Below are 18,670 nucleotides of genomic sequence, written 5' to 3' on the forward strand. Positions count from 1 at the left end.
GGCAGACCGGCCTCGGAACCTGCCCGCAAGACCCCAGCAGCGGCCCCGGCGCCGCGGGTCACCAGAAATGACCCCAAACCGGCGGCGCCCAGTGCCCATGGCGATGACTGGGATCTGGAGGCGGTGAAACCGACCCCGGCCCCGGCGGTCGCCAGCACCAGTGGCAACGCGGCCAAGGATATCTGGCAGGATTTCTGACCCGGAAACGGGCCTTGAAAGCCAGAACTTCAACGACCGAGACAGAGACCGCGCCGGACCATCCCGGCGCGGTTTTTCCATGCCAGCGGTCTGGGTGGCGGCCTGCCGCGATGATGCCGCGATTCCCCAGTGCTCCAGTGCTCCAGTGCCATGATCCATCGGCCCTGGTGTGGCGCCGGATGCCGATCGTCGCGATCAACGGCCAATGTCGGTCTCAAAGCGCGCCAGAAATCTGCGGCTGGAAACCGACATCACGGCAGCGAGCACCGGGAAGAGGCGGCGGGGAACCGACCATGCGCCAATCAGGCTGGGATCTCTTTCAGCCATTCATGCACATAGTCGCCAGCCGCCCGGCAGGCTGTCTCGATCTGTTGCGCGGCCATCAGCTGGACTGCGATTGCGGTGGCCAGGGTGCAGCCGGTGCCGCGCTTGGTCTGTTTCAGTCTTGGCCGCGGGAAGGCGACATGGGTGGCGTCGCAGAAAAGATGGTCCACTGCCATCGCGTCGGTCCCATGTCCTCCTTTGATCAGAACCGCTCCGGCGCCCGCCTGGTGAATCTGGCCCGCCTGCGCTGCCATGCCGAAGTGCTGCGGGTCAAAGCGGCTCCCACCGGCCGGAACTGCGCCGTGCAAGCCTGGGCATAGCTGCGATGCTTCGTGCAAGTTGGGGGTGATCAGATCGGCGCGGGCCATTAACGGTGCCAGATCACCGGCGTGCATCAGCCGACCGCCTGAACTGCTGCGCAGAACCGGATCCAGCACAACCGGACAACTCGGCGGTAGCAACCGCGCCAGAGTTGCGGCAATTGCCTCGGCAGCTGCCGCGCTTCCGACCATGCCGATCTTCACCGCGCTGATCGGGCCGGTCTCAACAGCGGCCTGTATCTGACCCAGAATACCGTCAACCGGCGTCGGGTAGATCTCCTGCAAGGCCTGGTTGGTCTGCACGGTCACGGCTGTCACCACCGGTCGCAGGCTCAGCGATCGGGCCGCGAACTGCGGGATCATGCGGGCCATCGCCGTGGCGGCGGCGATATCACGGGTCAGCCCGGCGCCGCCGCTGCTGTCGGTGCCTGCGATGATCAGCAGCGCGCTCATTGCCGCCGCCCCGCTGCCAAGAGCGCCAGATCTCCGGCAAAGTCAGGCGCAAGCTCCGCCGCCTTGCGCCAGGCCCGCAGGCCACTATGACAGGCAAGCACAACCCGGCGGTCCGTCGGCAGATCAGCCGCCGTCAACCGATCCGGCAGGATGCGGACAGCGGTCGTCGTGGCCGGTTCAGCGGCCTCATCCTCCGGGCGCAATTCTATCACGTAATCGGCGGCGGTCACGCTGTTCATCCCGATAAAGGGCAGCGACCGCGCAGGCTCTGCAGCCGTGGCGAAATCAAACCCGCCCATCTGAAGCCCGGCAAAGTCGAGGCTGAACATCCGCCCCAGCGGGGTTGGCTGATGGCCCAGTAGCAACTTCAGGGCAAGCTGTGCCTGCAGGGCGCCAATCACCCCGACAACCGGCCCCATAATCCCGGCACTGGCGCAGGTGGCGCTCCTGTCGGGCGGGTCGGGGAAGACGGCGCGCAGCGAGGGGCCGCCCCCGCAAAAGACGCCGACATAACCCGATTGCGCCAGTGCCGACGCGCTGATCAGCGGACGCCCCAGCTGCTGACAGCAATCCGAAAGCGTGTAGGACACCGCATAGCTGTCGGCAGCATCTATCACCAGATCGGCGGGGCCGACCGCAGCGGCGACATTGTCCGGTGTCAGGTCGCGTGCATGGGGGTGCAGCCGCAGCTCCGGCGCCATTGCCATCAGCCGCCTGCGCGCGGCTTCGACCTTGTAGCGGCCAACGTCCGCATATGTATAGAGCGGCTGGCGTGGCAGGTTGGTTGCCTCAACCCGGTCCCCGTCCATCACCGTGATTTCGCCAATACCGGCACCGGCAAGATATTGCAGAACCGGACAGCCAAGCCCGCCGGCCCCGACGACAAGAATATGGGCGCTGGCCAGCCTCTGCTGTCCCTCGGCGCCCACCTCCGGCAAAGCGGTCTGGCGGTCAAAGCGGCTCATCTCGCGCAGGCCCGGATCCATTCCAGGGTCCGCGCCTCCGGGTTGGCGGCCTGCTGGATATCCGTCACCACGGCAGCGCTGTCTGCACCTGCGGCAAAGACCCCGGGCAGGCGTTCGGGCGTCAGCCCGCCAATGGCAACCAGCGGTGTGTCTCCCGCCATCGCTTTCCACCGGCGCACCCGGTCAAGCCCCTGTGGGGCCCATTTCATCTGTTTCAGCAGGGTTTCATAAACCGGACCAAGCGCCACATACTCAGGGCCATGGGCGAGGGCGCGCTCCAGCTCCGCTTCGTCATGGGTCGACAGGCCAAACCGCACGCCCTTGCGGCGCAGGGCCTCAAAATCGGCCGTGTCCATGTCTTCCTGCCCCAGGTGCACAAAGCTGCAGTTCAGATCCAGTGCGGCCTGCCAATAGTCATTGACCACCAGCTGCGCGCCATGCACGGCGCAGAAATCCCGCGCGCGGGCAATCTGGCGACGGATCTCCGGCTCCGGCAGGTCTTTCACCCGCAGCTGCACAAGGCGCACCCCATGGGGAACCAGCAGTTCCAATTGGCTGACATGACCAACGATCAGGTAAAAACGCTCCATTGTCGTCTCCGTGAATAAGGGGGGGCGCAGCTCAGCTCAGCGCTGCGAGGCCAAGAACAGGGGTGGAGGGCACCGCCATATCGCGCCGCTCCATCGGGTCTGCGTGATATCCGGCGCGCCCGGCCTCAATCGCCAGTGCCATGGCGCGCGCCATTCCGGCAGGATCTCCGGCCTTGGCCACAGCGGTGTTCAGCAGGACGGCATCCATGCCCAGCTCCATCGCCTGCGTCGCATCCGACGGGCGGCCAATGCCCGCATCCACGATCAGCGGCACCTCAGGGAAATAGGCCCGCATCGCGCGCAGGCCATCCGGGTTGCGCAAGCCCTGACCGGATCCGATCGGCGCGCCCCAGGGCATCAGCACCTCACAGCCCGCCTCAAGGAGTTTCTCTCCGACCACCAGATCGTCGGTGGTGTAGGGAAAGACCTGAAACCCATCGTCAGACAGCGTACGCGCGGCCTCGACCAGCCCGAACACATCCGGTTGCAGCGTGTCGCAATGGCCGATCACTTCCAGCTTGATCCAGGGCGTGCCGAACAGCTCGCGCGCCATCTGGGCGGTGGTCACTGCTTCCTGCACGGAGTGGCAGCCTGCGGTATTGGGCAGGATGCGGCAGCCGGTATCGCACAGGCCGTCCCAGAATCCCGCGCCGGAGCCATCAGCGGTCTCGCGCCGCAGGGAGACGGTGATGATCTCGCAGCCACTGGTTCTGATTGCTTCGCTCAGGACCACAGGCGAGGGGTATTGGGCGGTGCCCAGCAGCAGCCGCGAGGTGATCTCTTCTCCATAGATCTGCATCGTCATCCCCCCTGCATCGGGGCGAGCACTTCGATGCGGTCGCCCTCGTTCAGCTCGGTGTCAGCGCGTCGGGTGCGGGCCACAAAGGCGCCATTCAGCGCGGTGGCGACCGACGGGCTGATATAGCCCAGCTCACGCAGCGCAGCTTCCAGCGTCCGGGCGCTCACCTCATGCGCTTTGGCGTTCACGGTGATGTTCATCTGATGTCTCCGGTCCGAGGCGGTCCGCCACCTGCTGCGCCATCGCGGGCGCCAGCAGAAATCCGTGGCGGTACAGCCCATTGAGGAATAGCGTCCCGCCGTCCTGATGAAGGCGGGGCAGATTGTCGGCAAAGGCGGGGCGCAGCCCGGCGCCTGTTTCCACAACGCTGGCCTCGGCAAAGCCCGGGTGCAGGGTGAAGGCTGCATTCAGCAGCTCGCTGAGCGAGCGCAGGGTGACGGGACGGGTGGATGTGCTTTCAACCATGGTGCCGCCGATCATGAACAGCCCGTCGCCGCGCGGGACGAGGTACAGCGGTATTCTCGGGTGCAGCAGCCGCAGGGTGCGGGTGAACATGACCTCCGGGCAGTGCAGTATCGCCATCTCTCCGCGCACTGGCCGCAGGCCCGTTAGCCGGTCGGCGGCGGCGATGCCCCGGCAGTCGATATCAACGCTTCCCGGCGCATCAGCCCCCAGACAGATCTCAACGCCAAGCGCAGAGACCGCAGCCGCCAGATCCCGGATCGCCTGTCGCGGGTCCAGATGTGCCTCCTGCTCAAAGAACAGCCCCTGCGCAAACCGCCCCGCCAGCGCCGGCTCCATCGTCGCGATCTCGGCCTCGTCCACGCCCCGATGCCCGGTGGTGCGGCGGGCAAAGCGGGTCAGCTCGGCCCGGTCGCGGGCAGGCGCCACCATCAGCGTGCCGCGCCTGTGGACGCTCGTGACCTTGGCCCACCAGTCGATGGCGCGGCCACCGAGGGTGATCACCGCCTCCTCGGCGCTTTCGCGTTCGCACCAGGGGGCGAGCATGCCGCCGGCATAGCGCGCGACACTGCCTGCACCGATCGCAGCCGCGCGTTCGTAGATCCGCACGGCGGCCCCGCGCTGCGCCAGCTCATAGGCGCAGGCGAGACCGGCGAGGCCTGCGCCTGCGATGGTGATCATTCCGCCGGTTCCGCAGCCTCAGGTGCAGGCACATATAGCTCGCCGCCCTCGCGGAACTTGGCCGCCATTGCCTCCATGCCTTCCTTCTGCGCTTCGGCGCGGATGTCGTGGCTGATCCGCATGGAGCAGAACTTCGGCCCGCACATGGAGCAGAAATGCGCCACCTTATGGGCCTGTTTCGGCAGAGTCTGGTCGTGGAATTCGCGCGCAGTATCCGGGTCCAGCGACAGGTTGAACTGATCCTCCCAGCGGAACTCAAACCGCGCGCGGGAGAGCGCATCATCGCGGCGCTGCGCCCCCGGCAGACCCTTGGCCAGATCGGCGGCATGGGCTGCGATCTTATAGGTGATCACGCCGGTTTTCACGTCGTCCCGGTCAGGCAGGCCCAGGTGCTCCTTCGGCGTCACGTAGCACAGCATCGCGCAGCCGAACCAGCCGATCATCGCCGCCCCGATGCCGCTGGTGATGTGGTCATAGCCCGGCGCGATGTCGGTCGTCAGCGGCCCAAGCGTATAGAACGGCGCCTCGTGGCAGCACTCCAGCTGCTTGTCCATGTTTTCCTTGATCTTGTGCATGGCGACATGGCCCGGACCCTCGATCATCACCTGGCAGTCCTTGGCCCAAGCGATCTTGGTGAGTTCCCCAAGGGTTTCCAGCTCGGCAAACTGCGCCTCGTCATTGGCATCGGCGATGGAGCCGGGGCGCAAGCCATCACCCAAGGAGAAGCTCACGTCATACTGGCGGCAGATGTCGCAGATCTCCTCGAAATGCTCATAAAGGAAGCTCTCTTTGTGGTGATGCAGGCACCACTTCGCCATGATTGAGCCGCCGCGCGAGACGATCCCTGTCACCCGGTTCACGGTCATCGGCACCATGTGCAGCCGCACGCCCGCATGAATGGTGAAGTAATCGACGCCCTGTTCCGCCTGCTCGATCAGCGTGTCGCGGAACACTTCCCAGGTCAGGTCCTCGGCGATGCCATTCACCTTCTCCAGCGCCTGATAGATCGGCACGGTGCCGATCGGCACCGGCGAGTTGCGCACGATCCATTCGCGGGTGTTGTGGATGTTGCGCCCCGTGGACAGGTCCATCACCGTGTCAGCACCCCAGCGGATCGCCCAGACCAGCTTGTCCACCTCTTCCTCCATTGAGGAGGTGACAGCAGAGGTGCCCATATTGGCGTTGATCTTCACCTTGAAATTGCGGCCGATGATCATCGGCTCGAGTTCGGGGTGGTTGATGTTGGCCGGGATGATGGCGCGACCGGCGGCGATTTCGGAGCGAACGAATTCCGGAGTCACGTAGTCGGGGATATTGGCGCCAAAGTCATTGCCGTCGCGTTTGCCGTGGCAGGGCGACAGCTCGCGCAGCTGGTTTTCGCGGATCGCCACGAATTCCATTTCCGGCGTGATGATACCGGCGCGGGCATAGGCCAGCTGGGTTGGCGCGGCGCCGTCCTTGCCGCGCAGCGGGGCAGGCTTCACCGGGAACTCAGGCACCAGCCGGTCGCCCTCGACAAAACCGTTGTCCTCTGGCTTCACATCGCGGCCCTGATAGCTCTCGACGTCGCCGCGCGCGAGGGTCCACTGGCGGCGCAGGGCGGGCAGGCCCTGTCGGATATCGGTCAGCACGTCAGGGTCGGTGTAGGGGCCGGAGCTGTCATAGACCGGCAGCGGCGCCTCGCCCGCAGTGGGGTGGGTGGCGATCTCGCGCATCGGCACGCGGATGTCTTGATGGACCTCGCCTGCAACGTAGATCTTGCGCGATGCGGGCAGGCCACCTGTGGTGATCTTTGGGTTGGGGACGTTCATTATGGTGCTCCTCGAAGCCTAGACTCAGAAAAGACACCAGATGAGGCTTGGCTCGGGAAACAGAGGGCGCGCGGCCCTCTTGTTCGGTCAACGCAGGGTAGTCGGGGTGTATTTGTCCCGGCGCCGTGCATGCCTAGCTTCCTACGCCAGTATCAACTGGGTCAGGTTCAAAGGGTCGCGCCGCCGGTTTGGGTTGCCCCGCACCAAAACGCCTCTCAGTCCCCTTGGCGAGACTCCCCTGCGTGCCTTAGGGGTAGGGGAGATGCTGTCATCCCGTCAACCTGTAATTTTATAGATTATTTATATGTATAAATAACAATGCACTAAGTCCAAGATGACTCCTCCGGTGGGGCAAATCGCTGCATCGCAGCTTTGCGCTTGATCGCAACCCTGCAAGTTATCTATAAAACCGCAACGCCATCCGCGCATGGCCAACAGGTATAGAGAACAGGAGACAGCATGCTGGACGCTGCACCCATCCGCACCGACTGGACCCGCGAGGAAGCGGAAGCGATCTACAACAAGCCGTTCATGGATCTGCTGTTTGAGGCGCACAGCGTGCACCGGCAGTATTTCGACCCCAATCAGGTGCAGAAATCCAAGCTCCTGAGCATCAAGACCGGCGGCTGCGCCGAGGATTGTGCCTATTGCTCGCAGTCGGCGCGCAACGGCGCGCAGCTCTCGGCCTCCAAGCTGATCGAGGTGCAGCGGGTGATCGCCGAGGCCAGGAAAGCCAAGGAAGGCGGCGCGACCCGCTATTGCATGGGGGCCGCCTGGCGCTCGCCCAAGGACCGCGACATGGCCGCGCTGGAGGCGATGGTGCAGGGGGTCAAGGATCTGGGCATGGAAACCTGCATGACCCTGGGCATGCTGGATGAGGAACAGGTGTTCCGCCTGCGCGATGCAGGGCTGGATTATTACAACCACAATATCGACACCTCGGAGCGGTATTACTCCGAGATCATCACCACCCGCACCTTTGCCGACCGGATCGACACCCTGAACCGGGTTCGCGAGGCGGGCATCAAGGTCTGCTCCGGCGGTATCGTCGGTATGGGGGAGCAGCAGCTGGACCGCATCGACATGATGCTGGCGCTGGCGACGCTGGAGGTGCATCCTGACTCGGTGCCGGTCAACATGCTGATCCCGATCGCCGACACGCCGCTGGCCAATGTCGAGAAGCTGGATCCGATCGAATTTGTCCGCTCCGTGGCGCTGGCCCGCATCCTGATGCCGAAATCCCACGTGCGCCTGTCGGCCGGCCGCACCGATATGTCGGACGAGATGCAGGCGATGTGCTTCTTTGCCGGCGCCAACTCGATCTTTGTGGGCGACACGCTGCTGACCGCCGACAACCCCGAAGAGGACAAGGATCAGCAGCTGTTCGACCGTCTGGGCATCACCGCCATGGCTGCGGGTTGCGACGGCAGCCGCTGATGGCGGGCGCCTTCCCGAGGCATGAGACATCGCTGGAAGCGCTGCGCACACGCGGACGCTACCGGCAACTGATGCCGCGGGACGGGCATGACTTTGCCTCCAACGACTACCTTGGGCTGGCGAGCAGCGATGTGCTGCGTGCCGCCGCCGCTGACGCACTGGCGCGCGGCGTGCCGGTGGGCGCGGGCGGTTCGCGCCTTTTGCGTGGCAACGATGCGGAGCACCAGCTGCTGGAGACGGAGGCGGCCGCGTTCTTCGGGACCGAGGCGGCGCTGTTCATGGGCGGCGGCTTCAACGCCAATCAGGCGATCTTCTCCACCCTGCCGCATCAAGATGATCTGGTGCTTTATGATGTGCTGATCCATGCCAGCACCCACGACGGGATGCGGCTGGGCCGGGCAGAGATCCGCAGCTTTGCCCACAGCGATGCGGAGGACGCGGCACGGGTGCTGAAGGACTGGCGCTCGTCAGGCGGCGCAGGCCAGGTCTGGATCGCGGTTGAGGCGGTCTATTCCATGGACGGCGACCTGGCGCCGCTGGAGGCGCTGATGGCGCTGGCGGATGCAGAGGGCGCCGTGCTGGTGGTGGATGAGGCGCATTCGACCGGCGTGTTCGGCGATCTGGGTCGCGGACTGGCACATGACATCGCCCACCGCCCCAACGTCCTTTCCTTGCACACCTGCGGGAAGGCGCTGGGCGCTTCCGGCGCTTTGATCTGCGGCCAGCGGGTTTTGATCGAGACTCTGATCAACAAAGCGCGCGGCTTCATCTTCGCAACTGCGCCGTCGCCCTTGAACGCGGCGCTGGTGCGGGCGGCCTTGCAGGAGCTTCAGCAGAACCCGGACCGCCGCGAGCGGGCGTGGCAGGGGATTACTCATGCGCATGATGAGGCCAAACGCCAGTGCGGGCTGGAGGGTTTCCAGAGCCAAATTCTGCCGGTGGTGATTGGCGACGATAAGCGCACCATGGCGCTGGCCGCGAGGATGCAGGCCTGCGGCTATGACATCCGCGGCATCCGCCCGCCGACGGTGCCGCGCGGCACCTCGCGGCTGCGGCTGTCGATCACATTGAACACAGGGGCAGAGGCCATCACCCGGATGTTCGAAGACCTCGCCCGGGAAATGGAGAGTGCAGCATGAGCGCGCTGATTGTCACCGGAACCGATACCGGCATCGGCAAGACCATCTTTTCCGCCGGTCTGGTGCAGGCGCTCGGTGCCACCTACTGGAAGCCGGTGCAATCCGGGCTGGAGGAGGAGACCGACAGCCAGATCGTCGCCCGCCTGTCGGGCCGCCCGGCGCTGCCGGAGGGGTACCTGCTGCAACTGCCCGCCTCGCCGCATCTGTCGGCAGAGGCCGAGGGCGTGGAGATCGACCCAGATACGCTGTCCTTGCCCGAGGTGGACGGCGTGCTGGTGGCCGAGGGCGCGGGCGGGCTGATGGTGCCCTTGAACCGCAAGCTGCTGTACCTCGACCTGTTCGCCCGCTGGCGCGCCCCGGTGATCCTCTGCGCCCGGACGCAGCTGGGAACCATCAACCACACGCTCCTGTCGCTGAAAGCGCTGCGCGATGCAGGCTGTCCGGTGGTCGGCGTGGCCTTCATCGGCGACGCGGAGCCGGCGGTGGAGGAAACCATCTGCCAGTTCAGCCAGGTCGCGCATTTGGGACGGCTGCCCTTCATGGAAGAGCTGAGGGCCACGCCCGAGCCTGGGCGGGTGCGAAGCGCCCTCCCGGGGGGAGGGTCGGGCGCGGCCCGGTCTATCGACCGGACCAGAACGGTGCTCGAAGATACCTTTGCCGAAAGCATCAACGTGGACCTGATCAAGGAGGCCTTGGACCAAGGAGAGATGGCATGAGTGCGGCAGACCTCACCCAGCTGGAATTCGACCAGCAGCACCTCTGGCACCCTTACACCAACGTGGCCAAGCCCGGCCCAACCTTTGTGGTGAAGGAAAGCGAGGGCATGTACATCACCCTGGACGACGGCACCCGGCTGATCGACGCCATGTCATCCTGGTGGTGCATGATGCACGGCCACAGGAACCCGGCAATCACCAAGGCGATCCACGACCAGCTCGACACCCTGCCGCATGTGATGTTCGGCGGGCTGACCCACGACCCCGCCATCGACCTGGGCCGCAAGCTCTTGGAGATCGCGCCCGAAAGCCTGACGCGCATTTTTTACTGCGACAGCGGCTCGGTCTCGGTCGAGGTGGCGATGAAGATGGCGGCGCAGTACCAGCACGCTATCGGCCAGCCGGACCGCCAGCAGTTCGCCACCATCCGCGCCGGCTATCACGGCGATACCTGGAAGGCGATGAGCGTCTGCGACCCCGACACCGGCATGCACCACCTGTTCCAGGGCGCGCTGAGCGTGCAGCATTTCGTCTCCCGCCCGCCGGTCCGCATCCATGAGGACTGGGTGGACGACCCGGCCCTAAACGGATTGGGTGAACTGCGCGATGTGCTGGAGGCCAACGCAGAAAGGATCGCCGCCTTCATCCTGGAACCTGTGGTGCAGGGTACTGGCGGTATGTATTTCTACCACCCGGAATATCTCAATCAGGCCCGTATCATTTGCGATGAGCTGGGTATCCTTCTGATCTTCGACGAAATCGCTACCGGCTTTGGCCGCACCGGAGAGCTGTTTGCCACCAACTTTTGCACGGTGGAGCCGGATATCATCTGCCTTGGCAAGGGGCTGACCGGCGGCCATATCTCTTTCGCCTGCACCATGACCAATGACCGTGTGGCGGAAGGCATCGGCGGCGGCAGTCCCGGTCTGTTCATGCACGGGCCGACCTACATGGGCAATCCGCTGGCTTGCGCCGCGGCTAAGGCCTCTCTGGATCTGCTGACCGGACAGGACTGGCGCGGCACCGTGGCGGCCATCGCTGAGCAGTTGCAGGCCGAACTGGCCCCGGCCCGCGATCTACCCAATGTGGCTGATGTGCGGGTCTTGGGCGCCATTGGTGTCATCGAGATGAAGCACCGCGTCTCGGCGGATGAGGCGCACGCGCGGGCGCATGAGATGGGCGTGTTCCTGCGCCCCTTCGGCACCAACATCTACACCATGCCGCCCTTCATCACATCGCCGGAGCAACTGAGCGAAATCACCGCAGGCATGCTGCGGCTGGCGCGGGAACTCTAGGCGATGGAATTCCGCTGGCTCAAACAGAACGAGGCAGCCGAGGCCATCGTGGTCTTCGGCGGCTGGGCGATTGGGGCGGATGTTTTTGCGCATCTCACCGGCCCTGAGGATGTTCTGTTTGTCAGCGATTTCCGCAGCCTTGATGCCGATCTCCCCGATCTGTCTGGCTACGATCATGTCACGCTGCTGGCCTGGTCTTTCGGCGTTGCGGGTTATGCCCATTGGCAGCAGGGGCGCGGCGATCCCTTTGATCGCAAGGTCGCGGTCAACGGCACCCTTGCGCCCGTGGACGAGACGCGCGGCATCCCGCCGGAGGTGATGGCCAGGACCGCAGAGGGGCTGAGTGAGCAGAGCTTTGCCCAGTTCCTGCGCCGGACATTCAATGCGCCGCAGTCTCCCCATGAGATCGACATTGACGCTCGCCGGGCCGAGCTGCATGTGGTCGCGCAGCGCGGACCGGCGCCGGCTGTCGGCTTTGATCTGGTCTGGATCGCCGGGCGGGACCGGATCTTTCCGCCCGCAAATCAGCACCGGGCCTGGGCGGGCGTGACGCTGAGGGAGCTGCCCACAGCCGCCCATGCGCCGTTTGATCACTTCGACAGCTGGCAGGCCCTGCTGTCATGAGGGATCTGCCCCCCGCAACCGTGGATGCCGCCCGCGTGGCCCGCGCCTTTCGCCGTGGGCTTGGGAGCTACCACGATGCTGCCAGCGCGCAGGCACAGATCGCGGCAGAGCTGTCGGCGCTCCTCGCTGCACATATCGGCACCTCCCCCGTCGCACATCTGTTTGAATTCGGGGCAGGGACCGGCCATCTGACCGATGCGCTGTTGCGGGATCTGTCGGTCCGCCATCTCACGCTCAACGACCTTGTGCCAGAGGCAGAGGCAGGCCTTCAGCCGGTTCTGGCAGCACATGGGCAATCGGCGCTCTTCCTGCCGGGACGGATCGAAACCCTCGCGCTGCCCGAAAACCTGGACCTGATCGCGGCTGCCTCGGTTGTGCAGTGGATCGGCGACCTGCCTTCCCTCCTGCAAGGGTTTGAGACCGCGCTGCGCCCCGGTGGCTGGCTGGCGCTCTCTGGCTTTGGGCGCGCGCATTTCCACGAATTGGTCGCGCTGGGGTCCGGGGCGGCGGCGCCCAACTACATGGATCACCACGAATGGGCGCAGCATCTGCCGCCGGGGCTGCGACTGGTCGAGTTGCGGCAGGCTCCGATCACGCTCAGCTTTGAGACCCCGCGCGCCGTGCTGCGCCACCTGCGGGCAACGGGCGTGAATGGCCAGTCTCGGGGAGGCTGGACCCGCAGAAGGCTGCGCCAGTTCGAGGAGGACTATCGTCGCCGCTTTGGCCGTCAGGGGGGCGTGCGGCTGACCTATGATCCGGTGCTGATGCTGGCACAGCGTGTCTGATGCCAAAGTCGTGTATCGCGCGGCAATCGGGCCTCTGGCTGTCATGTGCATTTGGGGTTAGCCTGCGGGCACGCAATTTCCTAGCAAGAGGCCACAATGCATCTGTCCTACGTGATGACCCAGGAACGCGGTGCCACCGATAAACTGCTCAGCGCCCTGGCGGACCGGTTGCAGGCCGATGGGCTGCGGCTGGCTGGCATCGTCCAGACCAACACCGAATGCTACGACAGCCAGCTCTGTGACATGGATGTGCGCGTTCTGCCCGCGGGCGAAACCATCCGCATCTCGCAGTCTCTCGGCCCGGAGGCACGCGGCTGCCGCCTGAACCCCGAGGCGCTGGAGCGCGCGGTTGGACAGGTCACGGCAGCGCTGGGGCAGGACCCGGCGCCGCAGGTTCTGCTGGTCAATAAATTTGGCAAACACGAAGCTGACGGGCGCGGGATGCGCCCCGTTATCGGCGAAGCGCTGGCGCGCGGCGCGGTCGTGGTTTCAGGTGTGAACCGGATGAATGTGGAGGCGTTTCAGAGCTTTTCCGACGGGCTGGCACAGGAGGCCGAACCGGACCTTGAGGCGTTGGTAAGCTGGGTCCATTCCGCCGTCGCACAGGCCGAACAGGAGCGCTGAAGCCTTCGCGTCCAACCTCCAATTCGATGAGGCCGGTGCAGATTGCTGCGCCGGTTTTCTTCTGCCGCAGCCACGGATCATCAGCAGATGACATGGAAAGCGGCTCAGCGGCTGAGCGTCTTGATGTGCCGGAATAGTGATATGTATCAGAGGCTTGCGAGATGCGCTCATGGTCCGGGCGGTTGCCACCATCTTCTTGCTTACCGGTGCTGAAAGAGAGAAGATGGTGGGCGACCCTGGAATCGAACCAGGCGTGCGTCTCCGCGAGGGAGTTACAGTCCCCTGCCACACCTTGCGGCCTGTCGCCCACAATCAGTTGCGTGTTGCACCTGATGTGGAGGCGTGATTACAAGCAGGCCAAAGGGGCGTCAACAGGAAAATCGCCAGATTTTCACACGGGTCCGGATTTCTTTCTGCTGGAGAGCAAAATGTCTAAAAAACCCAAATGGGTCGTCGAAAAAGAGCAGTCCAAAAAGGCAGCCTCGGCGGAAACGGTATGGTTGTTCGGTCTGCATGCGGTGCGCGATGCGCTGCTCAATCCCAAGCGCGAAAAACTGCGTCTGATGGTGACCCAGAACGCCGAGGCGAAACTGGCCGATGCCATCGCCCAGTCGGGTATCGAAGCCGAGGTGATCGACCCGCGCAAGTTCAACCCGCCGATCGACAAACAATCCGTCCATCAGGGCGCGGCGATGGAGGTCAAGCCGTTGAACTGGGGCGGTCTGGCGGAAAACTGCATCGGTGCCGAACGCCCGCGTGTGGTGCTCCTGGACCGGGTCACTGATCCGCATAACGTCGGTGCCATCCTGCGCTCGGCCGAGGTGCTGGGCGCCAGCGCCGTGATCGGCACGCGGCATAACTCGGCACCGGAAACCGGCGCGCTTGCCAAAACCGCCAGCGGCGCGCTTGAGCGCCAACCCTATCTGCGGATGCGCAATCTCGCCGATACCATCGTCGAGTTGCAGCGGATGGGGTTTCTGGTGCTCGGCCTTGATGGCGAGGCGGAAGAGACCATTGAAACCGTGCTTGAGGGGCGCAAGGGGGATCCGGTAGCCCTCGTGCTGGGGGCAGAAGGGCCGGGCCTGCGCCAGAAGACCAAGGAAACTGTGGATCATCTGGTGAAGATTGACGCGGCGGGCGGATTCGGATCGCTGAACGTCTCCAATGCCGCGGCGATTGCGCTTTATGCCTCCATTGCGCGCTAAGCCTTGCCTGCCTGTCGATGCCGCCAGCTGAACCGCTAGCGGCGGCCCAGCCCCGATCAGGGGTTGGGCGCATCTGTGCAAAGGTCACGGATCCATCACAAATGCGTATCCACCCTTTGCAGCGGCCTGCGCGCCGGGCAGACTTGGCCGGGTAAGAGCGACTGTTCTTGCTGCGCTTTAAATTCAACCCCAGTTGCCTGACAAGGACCTGCACGCCCGTGACGTTTTCGACTGCCATCATCTGCCGGAGCTGGCGCGCCTGCGCGCAGCCCGTGTTGGGTGCCTCGGCAGGACTGGTGGCTGGTTTGCTGGCCAGTTTGCTGGTCGGTCTGGTGGTCGGCGGGGCCGCGACGCGAAGCGATGCCAAGGCGGGATCCAGGCTCGCCGCCCTGTGCCTGGGCGCGCTGATCACCCTGGCCGCAGCGATGCTGACAGCCACGCCGGCACGGGCGGAGGTTGCACTGGTCTCCGCGCCGCGGGGGCTGGCGGTGGGCGGCCATGACGTGGTGGCGTTCTTTCAGGATGGCGCGGCAATCCCCGGTCAGCAAGACCATGCGATCCTGTGGCGCGGGGCGATCTGGCGCTTTGCCTCATCGCAGAATCAGGAAGAATTCGAACGCAATCCCAGAGCTTTTGCGCCACGATTTGGCGGCTATTGCGCCTATGCGCTGTCGCAGGGATATCTGGCGCCCGGCAATCCGACGCTCTGGGTGATTGCTGACGGGCGACTCTATCTCCTGAACAACCCCAGCGCATTGGCCGCCTGGGAGGCGGAGCGGCTGAGGTTGATCGCTGATGCCGAACAGCAGTGGCCAGCCGTCCTGCGCAAATGACCGCCTCGAATGCCTGCTTGTGCTATGGGCCTATGTGACTGGCCCCGCAGGAGAAATGTCACGAATTTGAGAGGATCCCTTTCAAAACGCGATGACCATCCCATATTATTAACAGACTGCGAATTGGAACCTTCGCAGATCTTTTTCACTGTCCCTCGTTCCATACCTCGCGCCCAGGTTTGTCCTGGGCGCTTTTTTATTGTCTGACCGGGCTTTATCTCTCGTTCTTGCACCAACAGGCTGGTCCGCCAGCGGGCGTCAGAGCCGTTGCAATTCATCTTGCACCTCGTGTCCCAGCCGATAGGCTCAGGCAGATCGAAGCGCGATGAAGGCGCTTTGATACAAGGCCAGAACAGCCGGGGGAGCGATGCCAGACTATTCCGATCGACATCTGAAGGACGTGCTCACACGCAGCAAGACCATTGCCGTGGTCGGGGTCTCCACGAACCCGGTGCGTCCCAGCTACTATGTGGCCCGCTATCTCGGGCTCAAGGGCTATCGCGTCCTGCCGGTGAATCCCGGTCATGCCGGCAAAACCCTGTTCGGCCAGACCATTCACGCCAGTCTACGGGACATCGACGAGCCGGTGCATATGGTCGACATCTTTCGCCGCTCAGAGGCGGTCCCACCCATTGTCGAGGAGGCGCTGGAGGTCTGCGAGGGGCTGCAGACGATCTGGATGCAGATCGGGGTCGAACATGCCGAAGCGGCTGAACGGGCAGAAGCGGCAGGCCTTACCGTGATCCAGAACCGATGTCCCAAGATCGAATATCAGCGCCTGTTTGGCGAGCTGCGCATGGGTGGGTTTGCCACCGGAATCATCTCGTCGAAACTGTGATGCCCGACCGCCGGGCAGGGCGCTCCCGCCCATTCCCGCCGCCCTGACGGGCGGCATACACGGTTGGGCCGGGCGCCGCTGCGCGGCGTAGACGATGTATTGGGATCCCTCGAAGGGCCTTAACGATTGTAAGGGGTCCTTGCGCGTCAAGGGCAAGCCGCGCGTGCCGCGCGGAGGCAGCGCCTCCCCTGATCCGCCGCATGGCCTGGATTTCAGCCCTTGGGGCGGGCGGCCTTCTCGGCGATGCCGCTCAGCCCCTGACGCTCGGCCAGCACCTTTAGCACATCATCCAGCGCCACATCGCGGGCCGCCAGCATCACCAGAAAATGATACAGCACATCGGCGCCCTCGGAGGCAAGGCCGGCCGTGTTGTCCTTCACCGCCTCGATGATGGCCTCAATGGCTTCCTCGCCGAATTTCTCGGCGCATTTCTCTGGACCCTTGGCCAGCAGTTTGGCGGTCCAGCTGCTCTCCGGATCAGCACCCTTGCGGGACAGAATGGTGGCTTCGAGATCGTGCAGCAGGCTCATGTCAGCCTCATCGGGATACCGGCCTTGGCCATATGCTCTTTGGCCTCCTGGATGGTGTATTCGCCAAAGTGGAAGATCGACGCCGCCAGAACCGCGCTGGCGCCGCCTTCGGTGACGCCCTCGACCAGATGGTCGAGCGTGCCAACCCCGCCAGAGGCAATCACCGGCACGTCCACCGCATCCGAAATGGCGCGGGTGAGCGGCAGGTTGAAGCCAGATTTCGTGCCGTCGCGATCCATCGAGGTGAGCAGGATTTCCCCGGCGCCCTTGGCAACGACCAGCCGGGCGAAGTCCACCGCATCAATGCCGGTTTCGCGGCGCCCGCCATGGGTGAAGATCTCCCATTTGCCGGGGGCCACGGTCTTGGCGTCGATGGCGCAGACGATGCACTGGCTGCCAAACTGATCGGCCGCCTCGCGGATCACATCCGGGTTGGCCACGGCTGCCGAATTGAACGACACCTTATCGGCGCCTGCCAGCAGCAACGCGCGCACATCATCCTTTGTGCGCACCCCACCGCCCACGGTCAGCGGCACAAAACACTGCTCTGCGGTGCGTCGCACCATATCGAACATGGTGCCGCGATTTTCGTGGGTTGCATGAATGTCGAGAAAGCAGATTTCATCCGCGCCTGCCGCGTCATAGGCCTTGGCCGCCTCAACCGGGTCTCCGGCATCGCGCAGGCCGACAAAATTGACACCTTTGACCACGCGGCCGTCAGCCACGTCGAGACAGGGGATGATACGGGTCTTCAGCATGGCGATCCCTTTGCCGCTGGGGGTGCCTTGTGTCTTTACTGCGCGGGTGGTTGGGATGCAATCATCGGGCGGTGCCGCGCGATGCGGCGCATGCTGTCACGGATGATCAGGATGTGAAACGGCATCACCAGCGCCAGATAGATCCGTCCCAGCAGATTGTGACGATGCACCCAGGTGGCCATGTGAATCCGTCCTTCGTGCCGCAATACGGTGATCCGGAAATCGAGATGAGCATCATCGGCGCCCAGGATCAGCTCGCGGCTGTCCTCGAATGTCACCGGAAAAATCGCGCCCTCGCCGCTGTCGCTCACCTCGGTCTTCAGTCCGAGCGGGCGGACCAAGGCATTGCGCAGCCGCAGGAGTGCGGCTGCCCAGCCCGGCATCGACAGGCCGATATCGGCGGCCTCGCGCGGGGTGAGCGGGCTGTCGACCGCATAACCATCGACAAAATCACCGGGCGATACCATCTGCCACAAACGGGCGCTGTCTGGGAGGCGGGTCTTGCGGACGCGGGGCATGGGAGAACTTTCGTGTCTGTGATCGCAACCGGAGGCGCCGGTTGCGCTGTCGCCGCGCAATAGACGCCATTACGTGAGGAATGGAAAGCAGGCGCGGTGCCGCAGGCCGCGCGTGGCCCTGGGGTGTCGACCGCGGGTCTTGCCTGGCAGAGGGGGGGCCACAGAGGGGCGGTCAGGTCAGCGACACTCTGCCGATGCCTGAGATGTGAATTGCCTGTTTGCCCTGCTTGGCCTGTGCTGCTGGCATGTTGTCATTTTCTCGGAGCCATCGCCATGATCAAATCCCTCGCCCTTGCCGGAACTCTTGCTGCGCTCTCCGCGATCCCGGCCGCAGCCGAACTGATGACGGTTCCAAGCCCGAGTTCCGTGTCTGACACCATGGATGCGCTACAGACGGCGGTCGAAGGCGCCGGGGCCACGGTTTTTGCCCGGGTGGACCACGCTGCGGGTGCGGCAGCCGTGGATATGTCCCTCGCCGAGGCGCAACTCCTGATCTTTGGCAATCCCAAGCTGGGCACCCCCGCGATGCAGGCGGATATGCGGGCGGGGCTTTTCCTGCCGCTGAAGGTTCTGGTCCATGAGGATGCCGATGGGCAGGTCTGGCTGACCTATGAAAACCCGGCAGAGATGCTGGCGGGTCTGGATATCGCGGCTGATGCCGATGTCATCGCCAAGATGCAGGGCGCGCTGGCAAAACTGACGGCGGCCGCCGCGCGCTGATCCACTGCGGGGGCAGCTGGAGCCAACCGGGAGCGGGGGCCGGGG

22 protein-coding genes, 1 tRNA gene and 1 riboswitch are annotated in these 18,670 nt (G+C 64.5%); of the genes, 12 read left to right on the forward strand and 11 right to left on the reverse strand.

Features of this window, described 5'->3' with window-relative positions; translation table 11 throughout:
* On the forward strand, window positions 1–198 hold a 198-nt coding region (locus VXL81_RS13015), incomplete at its 5' end, for a hypothetical protein (protein ID WP_416554615.1).
* A 302-nt stretch (window positions 199–500) separates the two neighbouring features.
* On the opposite strand, the gene thiD is transcribed toward VXL81_RS13015, so the two are convergent.
* From thiD to thiC, 7 genes are read right to left on the reverse strand one after another with little or no spacing between them, the layout of a single operon-like run.
* Window positions 501–1,295: a bifunctional hydroxymethylpyrimidine kinase/phosphomethylpyrimidine kinase gene (gene thiD / locus VXL81_RS13020; RefSeq protein ID WP_416554617.1), complete on the reverse strand. Its 795-nt coding sequence runs from the start codon at window positions 1,293–1,295 to the stop codon at window positions 501–503.
* Complete coding sequence (locus VXL81_RS13025) at window positions 1,292–2,281, reverse strand: ThiF family adenylyltransferase (protein WP_416554619.1); 990 nt, start codon at window positions 2,279–2,281, stop codon at window positions 1,292–1,294. The genes thiD and VXL81_RS13025 overlap by 4 nt, the downstream gene beginning before the upstream one ends.
* Complete coding sequence (locus VXL81_RS13030) at window positions 2,257–2,850, reverse strand: thiamine phosphate synthase (RefSeq protein WP_416554621.1); 594 nt, start codon at window positions 2,848–2,850, stop codon at window positions 2,257–2,259. The genes VXL81_RS13025 and VXL81_RS13030 overlap by 25 nt, the downstream gene beginning before the upstream one ends.
* A 31-nt stretch (window positions 2,851–2,881) precedes the next feature.
* Window positions 2,882–3,649, reverse strand: a complete 768-nt coding sequence (locus tag VXL81_RS13035) for a thiazole synthase (protein ID WP_416554623.1) — start codon at window positions 3,647–3,649, stop codon at window positions 2,882–2,884.
* A gap of 2 nt (window positions 3,650–3,651) precedes the next feature.
* Window positions 3,652–3,849, reverse strand: coding sequence for a sulfur carrier protein ThiS (thiS, locus tag VXL81_RS13040; RefSeq protein WP_340544998.1), 198 nt, complete (start codon window positions 3,847–3,849; stop codon window positions 3,652–3,654).
* Entirely contained in the window at window positions 3,818–4,792 is a 975-nt protein-coding gene (locus tag VXL81_RS13045; RefSeq protein WP_416554625.1) for an FAD-dependent oxidoreductase, read from the reverse strand. Before VXL81_RS13045 ends, thiS begins: the two co-directional genes overlap by 32 nt.
* The gene (thiC, locus tag VXL81_RS13050) at window positions 4,789–6,603 is read right to left on the reverse strand and encodes a phosphomethylpyrimidine synthase ThiC (protein ID WP_340545000.1); all 1,815 of its coding nucleotides are present in this window, start codon (window positions 6,601–6,603) and stop codon (window positions 4,789–4,791) included. The genes VXL81_RS13045 and thiC overlap by 4 nt, the downstream gene beginning before the upstream one ends.
* A gap of 121 nt (window positions 6,604–6,724) precedes the next feature.
* Window positions 6,725–6,853: riboswitch (TPP riboswitch) on the reverse strand.
* A gap of 209 nt (window positions 6,854–7,062) precedes the next feature.
* Between thiC and bioB the strand changes: the two genes are divergently transcribed.
* The 7 genes from bioB (at window position 7,063) to VXL81_RS13085 (ending at window position 13,223) form a co-directional block, all read left to right on the forward strand.
* Window positions 7,063–8,040, forward strand: coding sequence for a biotin synthase BioB (gene bioB, locus VXL81_RS13055; RefSeq protein WP_416535518.1), 978 nt, complete (start codon window positions 7,063–7,065; stop codon window positions 8,038–8,040).
* Entirely contained in the window at window positions 8,040–9,179 is a 1,140-nt protein-coding gene (locus VXL81_RS13060) for an 8-amino-7-oxononanoate synthase (protein ID WP_416554627.1), read from the forward strand. The genes bioB and VXL81_RS13060 overlap by 1 nt, the downstream gene beginning before the upstream one ends.
* The gene (gene bioD / locus VXL81_RS13065) at window positions 9,176–9,895 is read left to right on the forward strand and encodes a dethiobiotin synthase (RefSeq protein ID WP_416554629.1); all 720 of its coding nucleotides are present in this window, start codon (window positions 9,176–9,178) and stop codon (window positions 9,893–9,895) included. The genes VXL81_RS13060 and bioD overlap by 4 nt, the downstream gene beginning before the upstream one ends.
* Window positions 9,892–11,190 (forward strand): adenosylmethionine--8-amino-7-oxononanoate transaminase, encoded by a 1,299-nt coding sequence (bioA, locus tag VXL81_RS13070; protein WP_416554631.1) that lies wholly within the window; start codon window positions 9,892–9,894, stop codon window positions 11,188–11,190. The genes bioD and bioA overlap by 4 nt, the downstream gene beginning before the upstream one ends.
* A 3-nt stretch (window positions 11,191–11,193) precedes the next feature.
* On the forward strand, window positions 11,194–11,814 hold the full coding sequence (locus VXL81_RS13075) for a pimeloyl-ACP methyl esterase BioG family protein (protein ID WP_416554633.1): 621 nt from the start codon (window positions 11,194–11,196) through the stop codon (window positions 11,812–11,814).
* Window positions 11,811–12,599 (forward strand): methyltransferase, encoded by a 789-nt coding sequence (locus VXL81_RS13080; protein WP_416554635.1) that lies wholly within the window; start codon window positions 11,811–11,813, stop codon window positions 12,597–12,599. Before VXL81_RS13075 ends, VXL81_RS13080 begins: the two co-directional genes overlap by 4 nt.
* Before the next feature lie 96 nt (window positions 12,600–12,695).
* Window positions 12,696–13,223 carry a DUF2478 domain-containing protein gene (locus VXL81_RS13085; protein WP_416554637.1) on the forward strand — a complete coding sequence of 176 codons (528 nt, stop codon included), beginning with the start codon at window positions 12,696–12,698 and terminating at the stop codon, window positions 13,221–13,223.
* Between the two features lie 224 nt (window positions 13,224–13,447).
* On the opposite strand, the gene VXL81_RS13090 is transcribed toward VXL81_RS13085, so the two are convergent.
* A tRNA-Tyr gene (locus VXL81_RS13090) sits at window positions 13,448–13,531 on the reverse strand.
* A gap of 120 nt (window positions 13,532–13,651) precedes the next feature.
* On the opposite strand from VXL81_RS13090, the gene rlmB reads away from it, so the two are divergent.
* The 3 genes from rlmB to VXL81_RS13105 all read left to right on the forward strand — a co-directional run bounded on the left by rlmB (window position 13,652) and on the right by VXL81_RS13105 (window position 16,099).
* Window positions 13,652–14,428, forward strand: a complete 777-nt coding sequence (gene rlmB / locus VXL81_RS13095; RefSeq protein WP_340545008.1) for a 23S rRNA (guanosine(2251)-2'-O)-methyltransferase RlmB — start codon at window positions 13,652–13,654, stop codon at window positions 14,426–14,428.
* Between the two features lie 218 nt (window positions 14,429–14,646).
* On the forward strand, window positions 14,647–15,261 hold the full coding sequence (locus VXL81_RS13100) for a YHS domain-containing (seleno)protein (protein ID WP_416554639.1): 615 nt from the start codon (window positions 14,647–14,649) through the stop codon (window positions 15,259–15,261).
* Window positions 15,262–15,628: 367 nt separating this feature from the next.
* The gene (locus VXL81_RS13105; RefSeq protein ID WP_416535524.1) at window positions 15,629–16,099 is read left to right on the forward strand and encodes a CoA-binding protein; all 471 of its coding nucleotides are present in this window, start codon (window positions 15,629–15,631) and stop codon (window positions 16,097–16,099) included.
* A 212-nt stretch (window positions 16,100–16,311) separates the two neighbouring features.
* Here VXL81_RS13105 and VXL81_RS13110 read toward each other — a convergent pair whose 3' ends face one another.
* The 3 genes from VXL81_RS13110 to VXL81_RS13120 are packed head-to-tail and all read right to left on the reverse strand — an operon-like array spanning window position 16,312 to window position 17,905.
* On the reverse strand, window positions 16,312–16,629 hold the full coding sequence (locus tag VXL81_RS13110; protein WP_416554641.1) for a phosphoribosyl-ATP diphosphatase: 318 nt from the start codon (window positions 16,627–16,629) through the stop codon (window positions 16,312–16,314).
* Window positions 16,626–17,387: an imidazole glycerol phosphate synthase subunit HisF gene (gene hisF / locus VXL81_RS13115; protein WP_340545012.1), complete on the reverse strand. Its 762-nt coding sequence runs from the start codon at window positions 17,385–17,387 to the stop codon at window positions 16,626–16,628. The genes VXL81_RS13110 and hisF overlap by 4 nt, the downstream gene beginning before the upstream one ends.
* A gap of 35 nt (window positions 17,388–17,422) precedes the next feature.
* Window positions 17,423–17,905, reverse strand: coding sequence for a DUF2867 domain-containing protein (locus tag VXL81_RS13120; RefSeq protein WP_416535526.1), 483 nt, complete (start codon window positions 17,903–17,905; stop codon window positions 17,423–17,425).
* Between the two features lie 273 nt (window positions 17,906–18,178).
* Here VXL81_RS13120 and VXL81_RS13125 point away from each other — a divergent pair, with 273 nt between their 5' ends.
* Window positions 18,179–18,625, forward strand: coding sequence for a DUF302 domain-containing protein (locus VXL81_RS13125; RefSeq protein WP_416554643.1), 447 nt, complete (start codon window positions 18,179–18,181; stop codon window positions 18,623–18,625).
* Window positions 18,626–18,670 lie beyond the last annotated feature (45 nt).

Origin of the sequence: Phaeobacter sp. JH204B, from assembly GCF_048055755.1 — a bacterium.
Classification (GTDB): Bacteria; Pseudomonadota; Alphaproteobacteria; order Rhodobacterales; family Rhodobacteraceae; genus Phaeobacter; species Phaeobacter bryozoorum.